The sequence below is a fragment of the Mesorhizobium sp. P2_F8 genome, from assembly GCF_056403655.1.
This window is the reverse complement of record NZ_JBFUFB010000007.1, coordinates 217,933-240,214: the sequence shown is the minus strand read 5'-3', so window position 1 is coordinate 240,214 and position 22,282 is coordinate 217,933. Positions and strand designations below refer to the sequence as shown.

At 60.7% G+C, this 22,282-nt stretch carries 19 protein-coding genes; 6 read left to right on the top strand and 13 right to left on the bottom strand.

The features are described from left to right. Positions 1 to 283: 283 nt before the first annotated feature. The 11 genes from AC1DZP_RS19115 to AC1DZP_RS19065 form a co-directional block, all read right to left on the bottom strand. Positions 284 to 568, bottom strand: a complete 285-nt coding sequence (locus AC1DZP_RS19115; protein ID WP_477226053.1) for a muconolactone Delta-isomerase family protein — start codon at positions 566 to 568, stop codon at positions 284 to 286. Between the two features lie 19 nt (positions 569 to 587). Further along, positions 588 to 2,201 carry a GMC family oxidoreductase gene (locus AC1DZP_RS19110; protein WP_477226052.1) on the bottom strand — a complete coding sequence of 538 codons (1,614 nt, stop codon included), beginning with the start codon at positions 2,199 to 2,201 and terminating at the stop codon, positions 588 to 590. Between the two features lie 75 nt (positions 2,202 to 2,276). Beyond that, entirely contained in the window at positions 2,277 to 3,053 is a 777-nt protein-coding gene (locus tag AC1DZP_RS19105) for an enoyl-CoA hydratase-related protein (RefSeq protein ID WP_477304524.1), read from the bottom strand. A 3-nt stretch (positions 3,054 to 3,056) separates the two neighbouring features. Then, a complete protein-coding gene (locus tag AC1DZP_RS19100) occupies positions 3,057 to 4,019 on the bottom strand; it encodes a dihydrodipicolinate synthase family protein (protein ID WP_477304522.1) in 963 nt (320 codons plus the stop codon). Positions 4,020 to 4,084: 65 nt separating this feature from the next. Continuing rightward, a complete protein-coding gene (locus tag AC1DZP_RS19095; RefSeq protein ID WP_010909835.1) occupies positions 4,085 to 5,032 on the bottom strand; it encodes a substrate-binding domain-containing protein in 948 nt (315 codons plus the stop codon). A gap of 83 nt (positions 5,033 to 5,115) precedes the next feature. Next, positions 5,116 to 6,111 (bottom strand): ABC transporter permease, encoded by a 996-nt coding sequence (locus AC1DZP_RS19090; protein ID WP_477226049.1) that lies wholly within the window; start codon positions 6,109 to 6,111, stop codon positions 5,116 to 5,118. After that, entirely contained in the window at positions 6,104 to 6,946 is an 843-nt protein-coding gene (locus tag AC1DZP_RS19085) for a Cof-type HAD-IIB family hydrolase (protein WP_477304520.1), read from the bottom strand. Before AC1DZP_RS19085 ends, AC1DZP_RS19090 begins: the two co-directional genes overlap by 8 nt. Positions 6,947 to 6,954: 8 nt before the next feature. Continuing rightward, positions 6,955 to 8,424: an aldehyde dehydrogenase family protein gene (locus tag AC1DZP_RS19080; protein ID WP_477304518.1), complete on the bottom strand. Its 1,470-nt coding sequence runs from the start codon at positions 8,422 to 8,424 to the stop codon at positions 6,955 to 6,957. 8 nt (positions 8,425 to 8,432) lie between these two features. Further along, on the bottom strand, positions 8,433 to 9,926 hold the full coding sequence (locus AC1DZP_RS19075) for a sugar ABC transporter ATP-binding protein (RefSeq protein ID WP_477304516.1): 1,494 nt from the start codon (positions 9,924 to 9,926) through the stop codon (positions 8,433 to 8,435). A 51-nt stretch (positions 9,927 to 9,977) separates the two neighbouring features. Next, positions 9,978 to 10,808: a 3-ketoacyl-ACP reductase gene (locus AC1DZP_RS19070; protein ID WP_477304830.1), complete on the bottom strand. Its 831-nt coding sequence runs from the start codon at positions 10,806 to 10,808 to the stop codon at positions 9,978 to 9,980. Then, the gene (locus AC1DZP_RS19065) at positions 10,808 to 12,025 is read right to left on the bottom strand and encodes a CaiB/BaiF CoA transferase family protein (RefSeq protein ID WP_477304514.1); all 1,218 of its coding nucleotides are present in this window, start codon (positions 12,023 to 12,025) and stop codon (positions 10,808 to 10,810) included. The genes AC1DZP_RS19070 and AC1DZP_RS19065 overlap by 1 nt, the downstream gene beginning before the upstream one ends. Between AC1DZP_RS19065 and AC1DZP_RS19060 the strand changes: the two genes are divergently transcribed. The 4 genes from AC1DZP_RS19060 to AC1DZP_RS19045 all read left to right on the top strand — a co-directional run bounded on the left by AC1DZP_RS19060 (position 12,012) and on the right by AC1DZP_RS19045 (position 16,662). After that, positions 12,012 to 13,226, top strand: coding sequence for a LacI family DNA-binding transcriptional regulator (locus AC1DZP_RS19060; protein ID WP_477226044.1), 1,215 nt, complete (start codon positions 12,012 to 12,014; stop codon positions 13,224 to 13,226). The two genes, AC1DZP_RS19065 and AC1DZP_RS19060, sit on opposite strands and share 14 nt — an antisense overlap. A gap of 744 nt (positions 13,227 to 13,970) precedes the next feature. After that, on the top strand, positions 13,971 to 14,450 hold the full coding sequence (locus AC1DZP_RS19055; RefSeq protein WP_477226043.1) for a hypothetical protein: 480 nt from the start codon (positions 13,971 to 13,973) through the stop codon (positions 14,448 to 14,450). A gap of 560 nt (positions 14,451 to 15,010) precedes the next feature. Continuing rightward, on the top strand, positions 15,011 to 15,202 hold the full coding sequence (locus AC1DZP_RS19050) for a hypothetical protein (protein WP_477226041.1): 192 nt from the start codon (positions 15,011 to 15,013) through the stop codon (positions 15,200 to 15,202). Between the two features lie 929 nt (positions 15,203 to 16,131). After that, entirely contained in the window at positions 16,132 to 16,662 is a 531-nt protein-coding gene (locus AC1DZP_RS19045) for a BA14K family protein (protein ID WP_477304512.1), read from the top strand. A 237-nt stretch (positions 16,663 to 16,899) separates the two neighbouring features. Here AC1DZP_RS19045 and AC1DZP_RS19040 read toward each other — a convergent pair whose 3' ends face one another. Beyond that, positions 16,900 to 18,681 carry a B12-binding domain-containing radical SAM protein gene (locus tag AC1DZP_RS19040; protein WP_477304828.1) on the bottom strand — a complete coding sequence of 594 codons (1,782 nt, stop codon included), beginning with the start codon at positions 18,679 to 18,681 and terminating at the stop codon, positions 16,900 to 16,902. 495 nt (positions 18,682 to 19,176) lie between these two features. Here AC1DZP_RS19040 and AC1DZP_RS19035 point away from each other — a divergent pair, with 495 nt between their 5' ends. Both AC1DZP_RS19035 and AC1DZP_RS19030 read left to right on the top strand, forming a co-directional pair. Further along, on the top strand, positions 19,177 to 19,647 hold the full coding sequence (locus AC1DZP_RS19035; RefSeq protein WP_477304510.1) for a nucleoside deaminase: 471 nt from the start codon (positions 19,177 to 19,179) through the stop codon (positions 19,645 to 19,647). Between the two features lie 75 nt (positions 19,648 to 19,722). Then, complete coding sequence (locus tag AC1DZP_RS19030; protein ID WP_477304508.1) at positions 19,723 to 21,408, top strand: hypothetical protein; 1,686 nt, start codon at positions 19,723 to 19,725, stop codon at positions 21,406 to 21,408. 9 nt (positions 21,409 to 21,417) lie between these two features. Here the strand turns inward: AC1DZP_RS19030 and AC1DZP_RS19025 are convergent, their stop codons facing one another. Further along, complete coding sequence (locus AC1DZP_RS19025; RefSeq protein WP_477304506.1) at positions 21,418 to 22,104, bottom strand: D-lyxose/D-mannose family sugar isomerase; 687 nt, start codon at positions 22,102 to 22,104, stop codon at positions 21,418 to 21,420. Between the last annotated feature and the right edge of the window lie 178 nt (positions 22,105 to 22,282).

The following is a 22,282-nucleotide window of genomic DNA, read 5'->3' as shown; positions in this document are numbered from 1 at the left end:
ATCCAAATACCGAATCTAGTATCCCGCTTTCTCCATAAGCAACCGCAATTCGGGCTGAGGCGCGACCCAGAAAGTTCGAAAAGCTTCCAGGAACCCCAGTCGATCGCGAATTGTAGAACTATCTGACGACCGGTTTGGGCCGAAAGCAGGCGGTCCGGTTCCAGAATTAACTAGCGGGAAAGGCGCCATTTTGCTGGCGACCCCATCTCAGCCGCAACGACGTTGCTGACGCGTCGCGCCATAATCGGACCTCGGTGCGACTGCATAGGAACAACAGTGGGCCTCATGGCAGATTGAAACCAGCGTAGGGTTTCAGCGGGACGATTTCGAAGTCAAGCGTCCCCGCCCTCGCCAGCGGCAACGTCGCCAGCATCTCGCGAACCTCGATCTCGTCCCTCGCCTCGACGATCTGGCACGCACCGGGCATATCACCGCGATGCCAGATCTGGCGCGTGAAGCCGATGCTATAGAGATGGCGGGCCTGTGCCCCCTCGCTGGGTACCAGCTGTTCGAAATCAGCGTCGCTGAATTGGTCCGTTCGGCGTCGAGACAAAACAAGAAATTGCATCGGCCTGGTCTCCGAAGACTTACGCAACGGCTGCGATCATGTGGCGGGCATGCGCAGACCGGACGCCCTTGATCAGATCGGCGCCCTTTTCGCCGATCATCATCGTCGGCCCATTCGTGTTGCCGCTGATCAGGACTGGCATGATCGAGGAGTCGATCACCCGCAACCCGTCGAGTCCGCGCACACGCAGTTCGGGATCGACGACTGCGGTTTCGTCGACGCCCATCTTGCAGGTGCCAACAGGGTGATAGTCGCAGCAGGCATACTGCCTGATGTAGGCCATCAGTTCCTCGTCGGTCTTCGCAGCCGGCCCAGGCAGCCGTTCGACCTTGACGAACTTCGCGATTTCACTTTGCGCCAGCACCTCCCGGATGATCCGTACTGATTTCAGTGCCATGCCGCGATCGTAGGGATCGGATAGATAGTTGGGGTCGACCAGCGGCTCGCCGGCGGGGTTCGACGAGCGCAGCTTCACCGAGCCGATGCTACGTGGCCGAAGGAATGTCGAGTTGATGGTAAAACCATACCCGTCGAGCCGCGTCTGGCCGCCGCGCACCACCATCGCTGGCGCGATGTGAATCTGAAGGTCGGGCCGCTTCGCTCCCTCACTCTGGAAGAAGCCGCCGCCCTCAACGATCACCGAGGCGGCAGGGCCATTGCGATAGAGCAGCCAGCGAATGCCGTGCAGGAGCGCCTTGGGATAGCGATCCTGGCCGTCATAGCTGATCGGGTCCTTGAGCGTCAGATGGACGTTGGTGCAGAGATGATCCTGGAGGTTCCGCCCGACACCGCTGAGATCGGCGATCGTCGCGATCCCGAGAGCTTTCAACTCGTCGGCCGGTCCGATACCGGACAGCATCAGCAGGCGCGGCGAATTGATGGCTCCTGCCGATACGATCACCTCGTTTTCGGCCCGCAACACTTTCCGCGATTTGCCCTCGGACAGTTCGACGCCGACGGCGCGGCCGTTCTCGACAACGATCCTTGTGACCCGGGCATGGGTCCTGACTGTCAGATTGGGCCGCCTGCTGACGGGATGCAGATAGGAAACAGCGGACGAGCGGCGGCGGCCATCGCGACAGGTGACCTGGTAGAAGCCGGCGCCATACATGGTGTCGCCGTTGAAGTCGGGATTGAACGGCAGGCCATATTGTTGCACGGCGCGGACAAAGGCCCGGGTCAATGGGTGCGGGCCGACCTGATCCGAAACTGCAAGTGGACCGCCCTGCCCGTGATAGCGATTGGCGAGCCGATCATTGTCCTCGGATTTACGGAAATAGGGCAAGACATCCTCATAAGCCCAACCGTCATTTCCGAGTGCTGCCCAATTGTCGTAGTCCTCCTTTTGGCATCGGATGTAGATCATCGCGTTGATCGAGCTTGAGCCGCCAAGGGTCTTGCCTTGTGGATACCAGATGGAGCGGTTGTCGAGGTTCTTCTGCGGCACCGTGTGGAACCGCCAGTTGACGCCCGGCCCAAACAGCTTACCGATGCCGCCAGGAATATGGATCATCGGGTTCCAATCCCGGCTGCCAGCCTCCAGCAGCAGGACCTTGACGTCAGGATCCTCGGACAGGCGGTTTGCCAGCACGCAACCGGCCGAGCCCGCGCCGACAATGATGTAATCCCACATAGTCTGCCTCCACTCGCCCGAAGGCGCCTTCCCGTCAGCGCGACGAAACCCGACCGCGGACATTGCTCCTAAATCCTATTTGCCCCTGAAGGCCGGCGCCCGTTTCTCGGCAAAGGCTCGCAGCCCTTCAATCCGGTCCTCCTTGCCGAATGCCTCGACAGTCAGCCGATGCTCGATCTCGAGCCCGCTTTGCAGTTCTGTTTCGAATGCTGCCAGAACGGCCTTCTTGGCATAGGGCGTGATGGCAACCGACTTGGCGGCGATCGCAGCGGCGATCTCCAGCGCCCGTGGCAGGAGCCTGTCGGCCTCCACGACTTCGCTGACCAATCCTTTGCGCTCGGCGAGGCTCGCATCGACCATGTCGCCGGTCAGGACCATCTGCATGGCAAAGGATTTGCCGACGAGGCGTGGCAGACGCTGCGTGCCGCCATCGCCGGGAAACGAGCCGATCTTGATTTCAGGAGTCGCGAATTGAGCTGCTTGCGAGGCAATGACGATGTCGCACAGCAGCGCAAGCTCCAGCCCCCCGCCCAGCGCATAGCCATTCACGGCGGCGATAATCGGCTTGGTGAAGCCCTCAATGGCGCGCCAGCATGCCAGCCGTTCCGGGTCGGCATAGGAGGCGACCCCGCGTTCCAGCATGTCAGAGATGTCGGCGCCTGCCGCAAAGGCGCGACCGGCACCCGTCAGCACCACGCAGCCGACCTCCGTGTCGGCGTCGTAGCCAGAGAGCAGGTGGCTCAATTCGGCCAGCAGCGCTTTGGACAACGCGTTCAGCTTGTCCGGCCGGTTGAGCGTCAGCAGTCGGATGCCGGGCGCCGGTTCCACTGCCTGAACGAGGCGGTCCATCATCGATCAGGCGACCTTCCTGTAAAGCGTCTCCGCGCTCAATCCGGCAGCATTCAGCAGTCCCCGGATCTTCTCGATCTCGGCGGGGTTTGGCTTCATCAGTGGGGGCCGGACGTGAGCTTCGTCCAGTCGCCCGAGCACCACCAGCGCCTCTTTCATGCGATTGTGCATATCGAGAAGCGGCGCGTCATAAAAGGCCCGCACCGTCGGATAGATGCGGTCATTGATCGCCTTGGCAGTCTTGAGATCGTTCGCCTGCACGGCGCGAAACAGCGCAACCTGAAGGCTGGCGATGACGCTGCCGGCGCCCGACAAGAGCCCGTCGCAGCCAAGCGCCAGCGAGCCGAGCAGCCAGGCGCTGTGGGTGGTGAGGGTGTTGACCGGACGGTCGAGCGCTTTCAATTCGCGGATCTGGCGTTCATGCAAATTGCCATCGCCGCACTGGTCCTTGATCGCGACGATCGAGGGAAAACGACGGCAGAGGTCGAGCAATGTCTGCAGCGGGTAGGCAAGGTTCGATGCCAGCGGATACTGGAACAGGATGATAGGAAGGTTCGAAGCATCGGTGATGCGCTTCAGATGCTCGACGATCATCTCTGGGCGCAGATGCCCACCGAGCGTCATGAAGTCCGGCGGGAAAACCAGCAGCGCGTCGGCACCCGCCCGATCAGCATAAGCGGCGATGCGCGCGGCCTCGAGGCTGGAGTTTGTGTAGACACCGACAATGGTCGGAACCTGATCCTGCAACACATCCTTGGTTACCACTATCGCGCGGTATTGCTCGTCGATGGTGAGCGCGTGCACTTCGGCCGCATGACCGTTGATGGTGATGCCGGAAATGCCTTCGACCGAGGAGACGTCAGCGAGGTGCTTGCGGTATGCGCTCTCATCGACAGCCAGATCGGTGGTGAACGGCATCAGGCACGCGGGAATGACGCCGTGGGCAGCAAACGGTTTCTTGTCGCTCATCATTCAGATCCTATTTGAAATTCGGGACGCCGCGTCAGTGCGGCGTCCCGTTGCCCAGGGAGGACTTAGAAGCCCTTGCCGATCATGTCGGCGATGTTGTCCGGGGTCACTGAAACCGTCGGCAAGGTGATCGTCTCCGGGACCTCTTCACCCTTGGCCACCTTGTAAGCGGTCTCGATGCCTTCCGGCGCCACGAACGGATAAACGAAGGTTGCGGCGAGCTTGCCCTGTTTGACCGCCTCGAAAGCCGTCTCCTGGCCGTCGATACCGACCACCGCCACTTCATTGAGCCGGCCGGCGGCCTCCAGCACCTGGATTGCGCCGAGTGCCATTTCGTCATTGTGCGCGTATACCGCCTGGATCTGGCCTGGACCAAACCGCTGCACCATGTCTTCCATGAACTTCACCGCCTTGTCGCGGGTGTAGTCACAGTTCTGCGATGCGACCACCTTCATGTCCGGGTGCTTTGCGATCGCTTCCGCAAACCCCTTGTTGCGATCGATGGTGGCCGATGCCCCAGCCGTCCCCTGCAACTCGATGATGTTGCCCTTGCCATTCAGTTTCTTGGCAAGGAATTCGCCCGCGCCAACGCCGAGCGGCAGGTTCTCGCCGCCGACATGAACAGTCACAGGCGTGTTGACCTTGCGGTCGAGAGTCACAACCTTGATCCCGGCATCCATTGCTTCCTTGACGACCGGGGTCAGTGCCTGCTCGGTCAGCGGCGAGATCATCAGCACCTTGATGCCTTGTGCTATCAGGCTTTCGACGTCTGCCACCTGCTTGGAAGCATCGTTGTTGCCGTCGGTAACGATGAGATCGACATCCGGATAATGCTCAGCGGCGTACTTCTTGTTGCCCTCCACCATGGCGACGCGCCAAGGATGGTTCATGGTGCCTTGGCTGAAGCCGATCTTGATCTTGTCCTGAGCCAGGACCGCGCCCGGCATCATGGCGCCAAGTACCAGGGTGGCGGCAAGTGCTGTGGTGCGTAGGAAATGTCTGCGACTGGTCATTTTTTCACTCCTCCATTGTTTTTCGTTTCAGGCTCCAAAGCGCGACGGCCGGCCCGTCTGGCAAGTGCTGCCGCGCATGGATGTCAGGACCGTCTTTTGTGACGGTAGACCTCGAACATCACCGCGGCGATGATGATGGCGCCCTTCACGATCTGCTGCGTGAATGGCGATATGCCTAGTAAATTCAATATATTAGCCATGACAGCAATGATTGCGGCGCCGATCACGGTGCCGATGACGCCGCCTTCGCCGCCAAACAGGCTGGTGCCGCCGATGACGACAATCGAGATGGCCTCGAGTTCGAGATTGGTGCCGGCGGTGGGCTCACCAACGGTCAGCCGCGAGACGAAAACCAGGGCGGTCAGCGCCGACAACACGCCGGAGATGGCATAGACCGACATCAGCACGCGCGGCACGTTGATGCCGGCAAGCCGCGCCGCCTCGGTGTTTGAACCGACCGCGTAGATCTGGCGACCGAAAGGCGTGTGTCGCAGGACAACGAAAGCCGCGGCGGCTATGGCAACGAAGATCCAGATCGGTACGGGAATGCCGAAGAGAAAACCGCTGCCCAGATAGGAGAAGGCATCCGAAGCATCGCCAAGCGTCTTCGGCTCGCCGTTGGCAATGGTCATGGCAATGCCGCGCCCCATCACCAGCGTGCCGAGGGTCATGATGAAGGGCGGCATGCCAAAGAAAACGACGCCAGCTCCGTTGATGGCGCCGAACAGGGCTCCCATCCCCAGCGCCGCAATCATCGCCAGCGGGATTGGAACGCCAGATGAGAGCATCAGCGCGGTGGCAACCGCGACGACACCGACGATGGAACCGACGGAAAGATCGATGCCGCGTGTCAGAATGACGAAGGTCATGCCGACGCTGACGATGCCAAACAGCGCGACCTGGCGGCCGACATTCAACATGTTGCCGGTCTGGATGAAGCTCGGCGACAGATACACCGCGAAGGCGCACAACACGATCAGGACCCAGAGCAGGCCAAGGCTTTGCGCCCAGCCTCGCAACCGACCCACCGACCCCGGCCGGATCGACGCCAATCCCTGTCCCGTTGTCATCTCAGCCATTCCTTCCTCCCGATTCGTGCGCCATTGCGAGGGTCGATTGCTGTTGCAGCAGCCAGGCCACCGCATCGGCCAGCCCGCCCTCGTCGCAGTATGGTCCAACGAAATGCGCGAGCCGCTTGGCTTCCGGGACCGCGTTTTCGACCGTGACCGCCGTTCCGGCCCAGGCCAGCATCTCGAGATCATTCTCGGCGTCGCCGGCCGCGGCGCAGTCCTGCGCCGCCATTCCGAGTTCGGCCGCAACGGTCGCGATGGCAGTCTTCTTGGAGATGCCGAGCGGACCGATCTCGAGCAGACGTGGATGCGAACCCGATACCGACAGGCACCCGCCAAGCTGCACGCGCAGAGCTCCAAAGGCTTCACGGTCTGTGGGCAGCGCGGCGACACACATGATCTTGCCCGGTTCCCCCGGTAGGTCTTCGAGCGCCTTCGCCACGATCAAAGGCTCTGCGGTCACGCCGGCTTCGCGTGCGATGATCGGGTCTTCGGCAAGTGCGTGAATGGCTTGGCCGGTGAACCACATCGGTCGAACGCCCGCCGCTTGCGCCGTGGCCATGGTGTACAGCGCATCGGTGCGACCGATCCGCTGCTCGGACAGCGCAACGCCGGTCGAGACATTACCGATCCAGCCACCGTTAAAGCAGATGGCGAGGCCTGCAATCCCAAGCTTCTCCGCATAGGGCTTTACCCCGAGCGGCGAGCGCGCCGTTGCCAGAACAATCGTGATGCCAGCCTCTCGCGCCTCGCGAAGCGCGTCTGCCACACGCTGCGGCAACGCATGGTCATGCGTCAGCAAGGTGCGGTCGACATCGGTGACGATGAGGCGCGGAATGGTCATCACCCGCCTCAGACCGGAAACACCGGAGCGCGCGGCCCGGTCTGAATGAGAAGCGTCTTGAGTTGGGTGAACTCTTCAAAGCCCGCCTGGCCCATCTCGTAGCCGAAGCCGGATCCCTTCACCCCGGTGAGCGGCAGCTGCGGCGCACCGTCAATGATTGTGTTGGCCTGCACCCAGCCGCTTTTCAGCCGCTTGGCGACGGTCAGGACTGTGTCGATATTCTTCGACCAGATGTAGTTGGACAGACCATAGGCAGTGTCATTGGCCAACCGCACCGCGTCATCCACCGTATCGAACCGTGTGATGCTGAGCACCGGGCCAAAGATCTCTTCGCGGAAGATGGTCATATGCGGTTCGACCCGGTCGAAAATGGTCGCCTCGTGAAAATGACCGACCGCCCCTGCCGCTGCGTTTCCGCCGAGCACCAGTTGGGCGCCTTCCTCGATCCCGCTTTTGACGAAGCCGGTCACCTTGGCCAGATGGTTGCGATCAATCAGCGCGCCGACATCCGTGTCGTCGTCGAACGGATCGCCGACCTTCATCTTGCGGGAGCGCGCGACCACCTTGGCGATGAAGTCGTCGGCGATGGCGGACTGCACGAACAGCCGAGAACCCGAAACGCAGCACTCACCATTGTTGAAGAACACGCCCATCAGCGCGCCGTCCGCCGCGGCGTCCAGATCCGCATCGGCAAAGACGATATTGGCCGATTTGCCGCCCAGTTCGACCGAGGATTTGACCAGATGACGGGACGTGTTGCCGACCACACGGCTGCCGGTGCGCGTCGAACCGGTGAAGGAAACGAAGTCGATGCCCGCATGCCCGGTCAGGTGGTCGCCGGCGGTTGCGCCATAACCGCTGACGACATTGAAGGCGCCGGCCGGCACGCCGGCCTCGCTCGCCAGCGCGGCGATCTCGAAGGCTGAGCCTGACGTGAACTCCGATGGCTTCAGCACCACAGTGCAGCCGGCAGCCAGAGCGAACGGGACTTTCTGCGCCAGGATCAGCGCCGGGAAATTCCATGGCGTGACCAGCGCCACGACGCCCACTGCCTCGCGGCTGATCAGCGCCGTCTTGCCATCGCCGATGTTCGTGTAGGTCAGGCCCGCCATCTGCATGGCCAGCGAAGCTGCATAGCGTGTCAGGCCGGCTGCACCATCAATATCGCCGCGCGCAAAACGAACTGGCTTGCCGACCTCCTCGACCTCAATCCTGACCAGCCGGTCGCGGTTGGTGCGGATCAGATCGGCAAGACGGTTCAGGACCTCGGCGCGCTCCATGCCGCTCATACGCGGCCACGGCCCTTCCTCAAAGGCGATGCGCGCCGCCTCGACGGCAAGATCGACATCTTCGGGCGTGCCATCGGCATAGCGGGCGACCACGTCACCTGTGGCCGGCGACCGGCGCTCGATCGAACCGGAACCCGAACCATCGACAAACCGCCCGCCGATAAATTGGTGATAGCTGCGCGTGCTCATGTCGTTCCTCACTGCCAAACCGCATGGGCCATGATTGTTTCCTCGGTTGCGTCCTCGCCTTCTAGAACCGCCGAGATGGCGCCCTCGCGCATGACGATGATGCGATTGCAGAGGCCAAGGATTTCCGGCAATTCCGACGAGACCATCACGACGCTTGCGCCGCGCTTGGATGTCAGTTCGGCGAGCAGGTCGTAGATTTCGCGCTTGGCTGCCACGTCGACGCCGCGCGTCGGTTCGTCGACCAGCAGGATTTCCGTTCCCGCATGCAGTTGACGGGCGATGCCGCATTTCTGCTGATTGCCGCCCGACAAGGTGCGGACCTTGGTGCTGGGGCTCGGCGTCTTGATGCGCATCTGCTGGATGAACAGGGAGACAGCCTCGTGCTCGCGCCAGCCACTGATCAGGCCACTGCGGGTCAACGGCGCCATCTGGGAAACGGTGACGTTAAATGCCACCGACTGGTCGAGGAACAGCCCCTCTGTCTTGCGATCCTCGGGCAGCAGGCCGACGCCATGCGCAAGTGCCCGACGCGGCCCGTCGATAGCGACCACTTGGCCGTCGATCCTGATCTCGCCGCCGTCGATCGGATCGGCGCCGGCGATAGCGCGCAGCACCTCGGTCCGGCCCGCTCCGGCAAGACCGCAGATGCCGACGATTTCGCCGCGCCTGACATTGAAGGAGATATCCTTCAGCACGCCGTTCCGCGATAGGTTGCGTACGTCTAAGCGGATCTCGTCGCCGGGCTGCGAGCGCGGTGGAAATACGTCCTTGAATTCGCGCCCGACCATATGGCGGATGAGATCGGCCGTGGTCGTCTGGCCAAGCGGCATCGAGGCAACGACCTGGCCATCCCGAAGCACGGTGACCTCGTCGCAAATCTCATAGAGCTCCTTGAGGCGATGGGTGATGTAGATGAACGAGACGCCGTGTTCGCTGCTCAGCCGCCGGATCGTCTTGAAAAGATGTTCAAGCTCGGAGTCGCCGAGAACAGCGGACGGCTCATCGAGCACCACGATGCGAGCCTCGCGGGCAATCGCCTTGGCTATCTCGACCATCTGGCGCTGCGCGACACTGATCGTGTCGATGCGCGCTGCCGGATCGACACGGAAGCCAAGCCTGTCGAGCACATCCTGAGCTGCGGCTTTCGCCCGGCGCCAGTCGATCGTGCCCAGACGCGTTTTCGGCAGGCGACCGAGAAAAATATTTTCAGCCACCGTAAGATGCGGAGCCTGGGCAAGCTCCTGATAGATGACCGCGATTCCGAGCTCGAGCATCCGCTCAGGCGTCGGCGCCGCCACCACATCTCCGTCGATGGCCACTTCACCTTCGTTGGCCAAGAACGCGCCAGACAGGACGCGCATCAATGTCGACTTGCCGGCCCCGTTTTCACCGATGACGCCGTGCACGCTTCCCTTGCTGACGGCGAAGCTGACATTGTTCAGCGCATACACACCCGGAAAGCGCTTGTGGATGCCGCGCATTTCGAGAACTGCGTCCTTCATCACGTCGTCTCCCAATTCGAGAAATCGTTTTCTCGATCCCTCAAAAAAAGCTCACAGGCGATGCATCTGCATGCCGCCGCCGATGTGGTAGATGTCCCCGGTGCTGAAGGGCATGCCGCCAATGGCCAACGTCGCCACGCCGCGGGCGATGTCTTCGGGCTGCCCCCACCGCCTGATTGCCGAGAGTTGTCCGGCCTCGACCTGCCCCGAATACTTATCGTAGACATCGGCGGTCATATCGGTCTGGATCAGGCCTGGGCGAATCTCGTGCACTCGGATGCCTGCGTCCGCCAGACGAATGGCGAACTGCTGGGAAGCCATCGACAGTCCGGCCTTGGATATGCAGTACGGCCCCTTTTCCGGCGAGACCAAGCCTGCGTTAGCAGAGGTGATCGTCACCACCGAGCGTTCGAGCCGGGCTTGCGGCTGGGAAATCATCGCGCGCGCTACGGCCTGGGTGAAGAAGAACGTGCCGCGCAGATTGATGCCGACCAGCCGGTCGAAGCTCTCCTCGGTAACATCGAGAAGATCGCCGCGCACGGAAACCTGGACGCCGGCGTTGTTGACCAGGCACGTGGTTGCCCCCAGATCGGCTTCAATGCGCTCTATCAACGCCGCATTGTCCGAGGTCTCGGATATGTCCTTGCGATAAAAGGCGGCATTTCGTCCGTGCGTGCGGGCAAGGTTGACTGTCTCGCTGGCATTCTCATCGTCGACTATGTCGACCACAGCGATATCGAAACCCGCCTGCGCGAGTTCACAACAGATGGCTCGGCCGATGCCGCGACGGCCACCCGTCACAATGGCAAGTCCGCGGTTGATGGAGGCTGCGTGCTCGGGCACAGCAACACCGATTGCAGCCGGGGAGACCTGTTCCAGCATCACGAAGCCTTCCTTGCCACTGCATCGTCCTTTTCGCGGGATGCGATCACGGCCTTCGACGCCAGCAGCCGCTGAACCTCGTCATCGGCATAGCCAAGCTCATCCAGGATCTCGCGCGTGTGCTCGCCGATCTCCAAAGCGAGGTATCGCAGCGCGGGCACCTCGCCGTCGTAGCGGTTGGGATGGTTGACCAGGTGGATCGTTCGGCCACGCACGTTCACCTGCCGGAACACTTGCGCGTGGCTGAGCTGCGCGTCGGCCAGCAGATCGTCATAGTAATTGATGGGCGCCCACCAGATGCCATGGCGGTCAAAGCGCTCGGCGAGTTCGGCCACCGCGAACCGGGCCGTGGCACTGGCGAGCCGGCGAGCATAGTCATCGCGTTCGACGTAGCGGTCGACACCGACTACCTCGCGCAGACCGTCGCTGTCGAGCGCTTCGGCCAGCACGGAAGAATCGCAAAGCGACACCACCACATGGCCATCGGAGGCAGGATAGACACCGTAGGGCGCGGCATGGAACCACGTCGCCAGATTCGCCTCGCGGTTGAGCACCTCGCGGGTCATGCCGCCGGCGAAGTAATTGACCAGCGCCTCGCCCTGCAGGTCGATCGCCGAGTTGATCAGGCTTGCCTCGACACGAGTCCCCTTGCCATCCCGCAAGCGGCGCACCAGCGCACCCAGAATGCCCATCGCCAGCAATGCCCCGCCATGTTGGTCGACGATCGCCGCACCGACCGGCGTGGGGCCACGTTCCGGAGTTCCGGTGACGCTCATTAGGCCGGAACGCGCCTGGGCGAGAAGATCCTGGCCGGGCTTCGTCGCCATCGGGCCTGTTGCGCCAAAACCGCTCGCCGAGGCGAAAATCAGATTGGGATTGATGTCCCGGAGTGCATCATCGTCAAAGCCGAGCTTGGCGAACACGCCCGGCCGGAAATTCTCCATCACCACATCGGCGCCGGCGATCAGACGTCGGGCGACTTGCTTGCCCTCGGTGCTCTTCAGATCAATGCCGATGGAGCGCTTGTTGCGGTTGGCGCAGAGATAGAAGCCGCTGACTCCTTCCACGTAAACGTCAGCACCCGACCAGCGGCGTTCATGGGCGCCATCGATAGGTTCGACCTTGACGACATCCGCTCCCATGTCGGCGAGATATTGGGCGCCTGCAGGACCCTGCAGAAAATGGCAGAAGCTGACGACTTTGATGCCGCTGAGCATTTCTCTTCCCTTGGTTCTGCGCTATAAGTTGCGCATTTGTGAAATCGTTTTCACGCCTTTTCTTATAGCTGTCAAGCCTAATTTGAAACGCTTTCTCAAAGAAAGATGGTGTAGCCTTCAGAAAAGAAGTGTGTCATCAGGAAAACGGTTTCTCGAAAACCGTCGGATTCGAGGCTCAATGGATATCGAGGATGGCGGCGCAAAGCTGATTGATGTGGCCAGGCTTGCGAACTGTTCGCCGGCTACCGTCTCCCGCGTGCTCAATGGCAACCCCAACGTGAACGAGGTCGTGCGGGACCGTGTTGTCCGGGCGGCGCGCGATCTCGGCTACGTGCCCAATGGTTCCGCCAGAGCTCTGCGGTCGACCCGGACAAGGTTGGTCGGCGCGATCATCCCCACATTGGACCACGCCATCTATGCCACGATGGTCGATGGACTTCAGGCGCGGCTCTCCGAAAAAGACGTTTCGCTCATCATCAACACCTCGGGCTACGACATCGATCTTGAATACGAGCAGGCACGTCTGCTGGTCGAGCGCGGCGTCGAATCTGTGGTTCTTGTCGGGTCAACGCATCGGCCAGCCACTCTGGCCATGTTCGAACAGAAGCGCATCAACTATGTGTACACTTACACGTCAAAGGCGACAGAGGCGGGTGCGGCCGTGGGGTTCGACAACGAAAAGGCCGGACGGACAGCCGCCCGTTACCTGCTCGACCTCGGCCACACCAAATTCGGGATGATCGCCGGCATCACCCAGGACAATGATCGCGCTGCAGGACGCCGCGACGGTTTCTTGAATGAACTCGAACGGTCAGGCATCGATCGAGGCTTGGTTCCGGTCGTGGAGGGAGCCTACAGACTGGATGACGGCCGCACCTGCATGCAGCGGCTGATGGACGGCGCCAGAAGACCGACCGCGGTATTCTGCGGCAGTGATATCTTGGCCGCCGGCGCCATCAAATACTGCCGCGCCGAAGGCATCGCAGTCCCGGAGGAGGTCTCGGTTGTCGGGTTCGACAATCTGGAGATTGCGGAACTGACCTCGCCGGAACTGACTACACTGGAGGTGCCCGCGCGCGACATGGGTCGGATTGCCGCCGACTATATCTTGGCATCGCCGTCGCAGCGACTGCATCTGAGACATCGCGAACTCGCCATCAGGCTGATTGTTAGGGGAAGTACGGCTGTCGTCAGACGTTGAAACATGGCGGCCGTGCCCATCCCGAGGCAAGAATTGATCTTGCTTGGATCGAATGACCGCTAGGGGTCGCCAGGCGCAGGTGATCAGGCCTTCGTGCTCCCCACAACCACCACCTGAGCGAGCTCAACAGTGGTTGCTAGGCACGAAATCGGGCGGATCTTCGAAAAACCGCAGGGGCAGGCAGGTCTTCAAAGACCCCCGCATGCTCTGGCGCCTCAAGCTCCATTATGTCGCACTGACCCGCCGACCCACTTGCTGTCTCTGGCGATGCGCAAGGATACATTCGGCGAGGGGAGGTCGAGACACTTGCGGCTCGCGGCTGGACGATTATCGAGTGCTGCGCTCCCGCCCAAGCGTAGCAACATTGGCTTAGGGGGGACACAGTGCCTGATCGGCTCTTCGTTATAAGAAGTCTAACGGAGAAGTAGCCTGGGGTGCTCGGTCTGAGCTATTCTATCCTCAACTTTATGGGCGACACCGGAATTCCGCCAAACCTTGCGCTCCATACGTCCCCTGCCCTGACCGGCATTGCTTCGGTCAGCGTTCCTGTGGAGATAAGTTCTCCTGGTTGCAGCGGTTCGTTCGCCTCCAAAATTAGCACGAGCGGTCCTATAAGAAACTGCTAATATTATGCCAGCCGGCAGTGACAGAGCCGGTGAGGCCAGGCAGCTAGTAGGTCACCCCGAGAGACTGTCGGGCCGCTATTCACCTATCGGGTTTCAGTCATGGGGAGGGCGGCGGAATATGCGAACAATCGATCTGTGTGCAGCCGTTGCTCTGTGCATCGTGCCATCCAGCCTACTGGCGGCAGACGAGGCTTCCATCGAACGCGGTTTGTATATTTCGATCATAGGCGGCTGCCATTTCTGCCACACGGAAGGATACCGTGAAGCCGATGGGAAAATCGACCCGGAGAAAGCATTGAAAGGCTCTTCCATTGGCTGGCAGGGTCCATGGGGGACGACCTACGCAGCAAACCTCAGGGACTCGGCGATGGGCTTTAACGAGGACAAATGGGTCGACCACCTCAAGAACAAGGTCAATCTGCCTCCGATGCCCTGGTACCAAGTCAAAGCCATGAGCGAAAGCGACTTGCGTTCCATCTATCTCTACATCAAGTCGCTCGGACCACCCGGCGAGCTGGCCCCGTTTTACCGGGAGCCCGGCAAGGAGCCGAGGACACCTTATGTCACGCTATCGCCACCCCAGACGCCGAAGAAATAAACGACCCCTTCCAACTTTTCGGGAAAAGCCCGCGCCTCTGGCGGATGGGGAACAATCGTTTAGGGCCGGCGTTCCTTGGGCCGCTGCGGGCCGCGTCAACCGGGCTTCAGCTAGCCTGCCGAGGGAGCGTTTTCGCAATGGCCTACACGGTGATTTGGTACGGGAAACAGGGCATCTTTGAAAAGGCGGCCTTCGACGCCGAGAAGGCTGCTGGCTGGTATTGGCGGCGCCGCTGCCTAGGATGTGGTTAGCCTGAACAGGAGACCGTAATCAAGGAGTATGTGCACGAGATGTTTGCCCAATTCGTCAGTGAAGGCAGAACAATCACGAAGATCGAATTCGTCGACAGTCATCCAGAGGATGACGATTGGGTAGACATCACGTTCGGTCCCAGAGATGCCGCCATTTCGCCACTTGAGTTCCCTGGAGCCAGAAGAAAGACCTGAGCCAGGGGGGCGTGAAACATGGTAGGATTTCCAGAGGGACATGATCGGCTTTGCGCAATTGAATGGCTGGTCAGGCGTCTGGCTGTAGATCGCTGCTTTTTGGAGGCTGACCCATTGGCTGCAGCGGAAAGGCTCAAGGCCGAAAGCGAAGAATATGGCATGCTGCTTGTCAAACATGCCGCCGACAGCAATGTGACCGAACAAGCCATGGTCGCGATCGAAATCAGTGCTGCGATTTCCATGTTGGTCGAGGATATTCCGGGCGACGTGGAAGGAGCCCTAAGTCTCGGCCGCTCGGTGCTTTAAAACGGCCACCAAGCTAGGACGACGCCAGCGGACGCGGCGAAGGCGACGTGACTGCTGTCTGAGCGTCCGCTTTTAGGAAACTGTACCACTAGTCGGAACGACTACCATTGGGCGCAAAGTTGCCGTTCAGACCGCAGAGAACTCAGGAAGTCGATGCCTTCCGCACTATCAAAAGCCGAATCTAGTATCCTACTTTGTCCATAAGCACCCGCAACTCGGGCTGAGGCGCGACCCAGAAAGTTCGAAAAGCTTCCAGGAACCCCAGCCAACCAATTTCAAACACTTAGCTGCCAAACGCCCCAAAAATCATGTTGCTGGGCCCGTGTAGCGTTAGCAACCTAAGCCATTGATTTGTAACGATTGGTAATGGTTGCGGGAATCGCGATAGCAACATGGATAGCACCATGGCGGCATGAAACCCCATCGAAGTGGGGGGCTAAACCTAAACCTTCGTTTAGGCAGCAAGACCTTCGCACAATTGCGGCGACGTACTGCAGCCGGTACTCCTCCCAAGATGCGATGCCGGTACCCAGCTAACTCCTCCCCCAAGGTTAGCTCAGATAAACCCGCTGCCATTCCCCCTTCGGCAGCGGGTTTTTCGTCTGCGACCACCACAACAAAAAGCCCGCCGAAGCGGGCCTTCTGTCGGTAGCAGTTTTGCGACCTCGGTCCAAATTGGCAGCAACGCCCTGGCTCTCACCATCAGCCTTGGCGGCAGGTTCGCCGCGGGCATCGTGTTCGGCCTTGGTGTCGCGGTCGGGCTGGCGCTGGCGGGCTGACGTGACGTCCCGCTGAAATCCGTCCGAGGTTTAGGTTTGTCAGCGGCTTATGACGAGCAGCCTGGCGCGGCTCATCAGTCTGGAACTATTTCGCAACGACGACGTTTGGTGGATAGCCAGAAATAGTGCCCAATCAGCGAGGACTTGATCATGAAGTTCCTGACCGGCATGGCCGCCGCCTTGATATCAGCGTTAGCGCTAACGAGCGCTGTTCCAGTTGATGCCGCACCAATTTTCGTTCCTCAGGCGCAAAGCGCGCAGCCCCACGTTTTCCAAGTTCGGGGCGCCAGATGGCGCAACAATCATTGGGGAGGCGGCAATTATGGGCGATACAGAGGTGGCTACTATGGCCACCGCTACTATGGGCGTGGATATGACGGCTACAATGACTTCTTTCCGGGAGGACTTGTCGCAGGAGCCCTGATCGGAAGCATGTTCAACAACGGCTACTACGGTGGCGGCTACTACGATGGCGGGTATTATCCCGACCCGTATTACGGCGGTGGCTATTACCGACCGGTGTATTATCACAGGCACTACTACCATAGGCATTATTATCACCACAGGTACTATCACTACAGGTACTATCATCACAGGTACTATCATCCCAGGTACTACTATAACTATAGGCACTACTACCACCACAGGTATTACCATCGTAGGCACTACTACCGCTACTGAAATAGCGCACGCTGCCCAGATCGCAATCGGACTCCATGAGATCCAGCGCGGTGATCAGCGACATTGCGCGGTCCAGGTGGTCATTGAGACGCTTCTGGACAGACTGTTGGCGCACTGCGGCGAACTGTGGCCTCCGATCGAGCGCATCCGCGCCCTTGCCGGTCTCGACCTTCGCGAACTCGCCGACGATCGCGATGCCCTCGGCTTCGGCAAAGCGGACTTCTCCAAGCCTCGCTGTCAGGCGGCTTTAATGCCCCTCGTCAATCCCGCGACCTTCTTGATGTGCGTTACCGCCGCGTCGCCGCCAGCGGTCTTTGTGAAAAGATCGAGTGTCTCGTCGCCGTCATCACCGACCGGCATGAGCGCCTGATCCATGTAATCCTTTGATGCAGAATTTCGCGAGATCGCACGTGCCGCTACCATAAGACGCACAATTGTGTTGGCGAGGACGGCGTGTTTCCGAAGAGTTTCCCATACGAATCGAGGCCAGAAGTACCAAGGGTTTTCGCGGGGCATGCCGGGGCGCCGCTCCGACGGCCGCTTGAGGCGCAGAAGACCAGTCTGTAACGGATGCACCTTCTCAAGAGGGACTACGGTTGAGAACGTCACGAGGAGCTTGACCAGACTGCCGAGTGGAACGCCAGTCGCGACCGCACGGCGCAAGAGCGTACGCATATGCTTGGGCGTGTAGTAGAGCGACCATGCTTCCTGGTAGATGTTCTCCCATTCCTGGCTGGTCATTCTCGGATGTGCTGTGCAGACATGCTCAAGGTCGTAGACGTTGAGATCGGATGCCATCTCGACCCGCTTCCTCCAAAGGCCCTGGTGGTCCTCCGACCCCGGCAGCGGCGTCAGGTTAAAAAACTCTATTATGTCGAGAGGGAGTTCTTCCTGTATGATCGCGATATCGCGTCTGATCGTCTCGGGCGTGTCCGACGGAAAGCCGAGAATATAGCCCGCCAAAGTCATGATGCCCTGTGCCTTCCAGGCGAGTAGCATCTTACGGTATTCGGTAATCTTGTTCTGCCGCTTTTTGGCCGCAGCGAGATTGTCCGGATTGACGTTCTCCAAGCCAATGAAGACGCGCGTAACACCAGCTCGTTTCGCCTTCTCCACGAAGTTCTCGATCTTGTGGCACAGCGTGTCCACCTGGATCATGAGGCCGAGAGGGATGCCGTCCTTCTCACGCAACGAGATGAGGCGATCGAAAATCGCTTCCCATTCCCTGTTGCGCGCGAAATTGTCGTCAGTGATGAAGAACTTGTGGACCCCGTGCGTCCAGTTCATCCGCACCAGCTTCTCCACGTCATCTGCGGAGCGGAAGCGTGATTTTCGACCTTGCACATTGATGATGGTGCAGAACGAGCATTGATAGGGGCAGCCGCGACCCGCATCGAAACTCGTGCTGAGGCCCATAGTGTGTTCGACGTACTGTTTAGGAAGGAACGGTACCGGCGAGCCCTCAATGCCGGGCATGTCCTTCAGGAAATCGTATAGCGGCGCGAGATGGCCTGATGCAGCGTCGCGCAGTACCGCTTCGAATCTGCCTTCGGCCTCGCCTGCAAACATGGAAATGCCCATTTCTCGACAAGCGTCGAGTTCGACCGCGCTCCCGTCCAGCATGGCCAGGCATCCAGAGACATGGAAGCCACCCATCGCGACGGCCACTTTCGCGTCGCGGAAGGGTCGAGCAATATCGAGCGCGCGGGGATACTGATTGGACTGGACGCCAATCAGAGCGATCATTCCGAAATTGTCGTGCTGCCGGAGCTTCGCCAACAGCGCCGGAATATCGACCCGCGTGTTGGTCTCGTCGATCGCCATGATGTCGATGGCTACGTCTGAACCGAGGATCTTGCGATCCGCACAATCGGTAGCGATGCCATAGACAGCGGCGAGCGAATTCGACGGGATCATCGCTCGCCACCAGCGAATAACGTATCCGTCGTCGTCGTAGTGCGATGGCTTTATCAGGATGAGCTGGAAGCGTCGGCTCCCAGCTTTTGGAGAAGCGGACAAAACACGCACCCCTCGTATCAAAAGCTAAAGATAGCACGCAGGACTGCGCCTGTCGCCCTGCGGGGTCATAATTAAAGTGACGGGCGAAGGTTGAGGAAGGGCCGGTAGGCCCTTCCTCAACGGCTCGAAGGTCGGTCGTTACTTTCATAATCCGCTGACGATTACCGACTTCGCCAGCCGTTATCTGATCGCCTGCGAGGCGCTCTTCACCACGAAGGAAGCCTATGCCTTCACCAAAATCCCTGTTTTTTCCCTGTACTTCAGGGAACCGAGACCAGAGACGGGTTCGCTTGAGACCGCCAGCACAGCCACGCAATTTGCCAAGTTAGATCAGCTCGTTGTCCAGGTCCGAGCCGATCGGCGCTCGCCTCCGCGCCACCGACCTTGGAGTAGGTGGACCCTCAAGCGGGTTAGCTCTTGCCAATCGCGTCGCTTTGGCCGCAATCTCGGCGCGAAGAGCCGCTCATCGGATGTCGGCGTGATGGGGATTTTGCCATGACCCGAGATCAGATGCTCGCCCACCTCCGATCCGCAGACGCGGTCGCGCGCGAGGCGGCGGCGCATGGGCATCATCCGTTCGGTTGCGTGCTGGTCGGGCCGGACGATCACGTGCTGATGCGGCAGGGCAATCTCGACACGGTGCGCCATGCCGAGACCGAGCTCGCGCGGCGCGCCGCGGCGACCTACGAGCCGGAGTTCCTATGGCAATGCACGCTGGTCTCGACCGGTGAGCCCTGCGCGATGTGCACCGGAACGCTCTACTGGGCAAATATCGGCCGGCTGGTCTACGGCTTCGAGGAGAGCAAGCTCCTGGCGCTCACGGGGGATCACGCGGACAACCCGACGATGAGCCTCTCTTCGCGCACCGTACTCGACTCCGGCCAGAAAAAGATCGAGGTCTTTGGCCCCTTCCCCGAAATCGCGGACGAGCTAATCGCACCGCACCGCGATTTCTGGAAGCGCTGACGCGGTGTCCAGCCCTCCACCGGGGCGCTCTGTAAGCGCACTCTGACCAAAGCGCTCGGAGAACTCGGGGGCTTAATGGATCGCTTCAACCTCGGCAGCTACCGCCGCCCCATCTCCACCCACTCGGCGGAAACCCAGCGCTGGTTCGATATCGGCCTGAACTGGTGCTACGGCTTCAACCATGAGGAAGGCATCAAGTGTTTTGAGAAGGCACTCGCAACGGACCCTGATTGCCCGATGGTGCATTGGGGCATCGCCTATGCCGCCGGGCCTTTCTACAATCTGACCTGGAAGGAGCATGGCGAGGCCGAGGCGAACAGCGCGACGAAGCGCTGCTTCGAGCATGTTCAACTCGCACGCGCCAATGCGGCTTCCGCCAGCGAGGTCGAAAGGCGATTGATCGAGGCGCTGGCCTGCCGCTTCCAAAAACCGCATCGGGTGACGCCGCCGGAATTCGAGCAGTGGGATGACGCCTACGCCGCCGCGATGCGGCTGGTGTATCAAAGCTTTCCTGATGACCATGACGTGATGGCGCTGCTGGTCGAGGCGCTGATGATGCGTACGGTGCGGCGGTTGTGGAACCTCAAGACCGGAGCGCCGGCGCCGAACTCCGACGTGATCGAGGCGCTCGCGGTTTGCGAGCGGTCGATCCGGCTTGCCGACGAGGCCGGCATTTCACAGCATCCGGCGATCGTCCATCTGCACATCCATCTCCTGGAAATGTCGACCATGCCGGAACGCGGCATGCGATCGGCGGACCTGCTCGGCGAAATGTGCCCCGATGCCGGGCACATGAACCACATGCCGGGTCACATCTATGTGCTGTGCAGCGCGTACGAGAAGGCCAAGCTCGCCAGCGAGAAGGCGGTTCGCGCCAACGACCTCTATCTCGCCTATGCGGACGAGCCAACCTACTACCTGCTCGGCTGCTGCCACGACCTGCATCTGATGATGTTCACCTGCATGTTGCTCGGCCAGTCCAGGCCGGCGCTGTGGGCCGCCGACAGAGTGCGCAGCCTGGTGACGCGCGATGTGGTCAGCCTTCCCGACCGGCCCAAACTCACGCAGACGGTGGAAGGCTACCACGCGATGAAATCGCATGTTGAGGTGCGCTTCGGCCGCTGGCAGGAAATCATCGACGAACCGGTGACCCAGGAGCCCGGCCTCTATGTGCTGACGGCGGCCATGCAGCACTACGCCAAGGGTGTGGCGCACGCGACGCTGAGGAATTTTGTCGAGGCGGAACGCGAGCGCGAAAAATTCCACCGGCATCTGGAAGGCATTCCCGCCGAACGGCGCTTCCTCAGCAACCCGACCCGCGCCTCGCTGGCTGTCGGCGCGGCTCTCCTCGATGGCGAGCTTGCCTTTCACCAGGGCCGGCATGACGATGCATACGGCCATCTGCGGCAAGCGGTCGAGCTTGACGACAATCTGTCCTACACCGAGCCGTGGGCGTGGATGCACCCGCCGCGCCATGCGCTGGCGGCGCTGCTTCTCGACCAGGGTCACGCCGAGGAAGCCGAGCAGGTCTATCGCGACGATCTGGGTCTGAGCGGCAAGGTGCAGCGCTGCGCCCAGCATCCGAACAATGTCTGGGCACTGCACGGGCTGGTGGAATGCCTGAAGCGGCGCGACGAGACCGAAGAACTGGCGGCGCTGCAGGCAAGCCTTGCCACGGCGCTGGCCAAGGCAGACGTGCCGATCACCTCGTCCTGCCTCTGCAGGACGAGCGTACAGTCAGCGCCCAGCTGCTGTCACTGAGCCCCGAAGCTACCCCAGCCACTTCTCATAGTCGGACACCAGCAGGTGCACCGGGGCGACGTCCTCGTCGATGTTGGAGAAACGGCCGATCTGCTCGCGGAACACATTGTCGGTGAGATCGTCATTGACGGTCGACACCTCGCCTATCAGCACATCCTTGCCCTCGGCCCAGAAGGCGTGCCAGACGCCGGGCAGCAGCGTGACGCTCTGGCCCGGGTCGAGCTTCAGGAGCCCGCCCGCCGGCAGCCTGTGGATGGTTCCATCGACAGGCACCGACACCTCGGCCTTGGGATCGATACCACCGTCGCGATCGTGCATGAACAGTTCCAGCACCAGCTTGCCGCCGCCGCGGTTGATGATGTCCTCGGCCTTGATGTTGTGGCGGTGCATCGGCGACAGCTGGTCCTTGCGCGAGATCATGATCTTCTCGGCATAGAGCATGCCCATGCCCTTCTTCATGTCTTCGTAGCGGCCGTTGCGAACGGTGAACAGGAACAGGCCCAGTTCATCGAACTTCTCCTGCCCATAGTCGGTGATGTCCCAGCCAAGCCGTGAGGTGAAAACGGCCGAGGAATCGACCTGGCGCGCCTTTGCCTCCTGCGGCGACCAATAGGCGAAGGGCGGCATGATGTAGCCGAACGAGCGGATGAAAGCGTCGGCGTCGCGGATGATGTCGTTGATGGCGGAGCGTTTCATGATCATGGTCCTTCGTGTCGATTTTTCCGACAAATCGCATAGCGGAACGCCGATCCGGTGTCGATCCATCTTGCCGCCCTGCCCGTCCTTGCGGCGTAAGCGCATGGACCACAGATCAGCTGCGCTGGCCGCGTGACATCATGCGCTTTCGGGGTCATAAACCCTGCGGATTTCCATG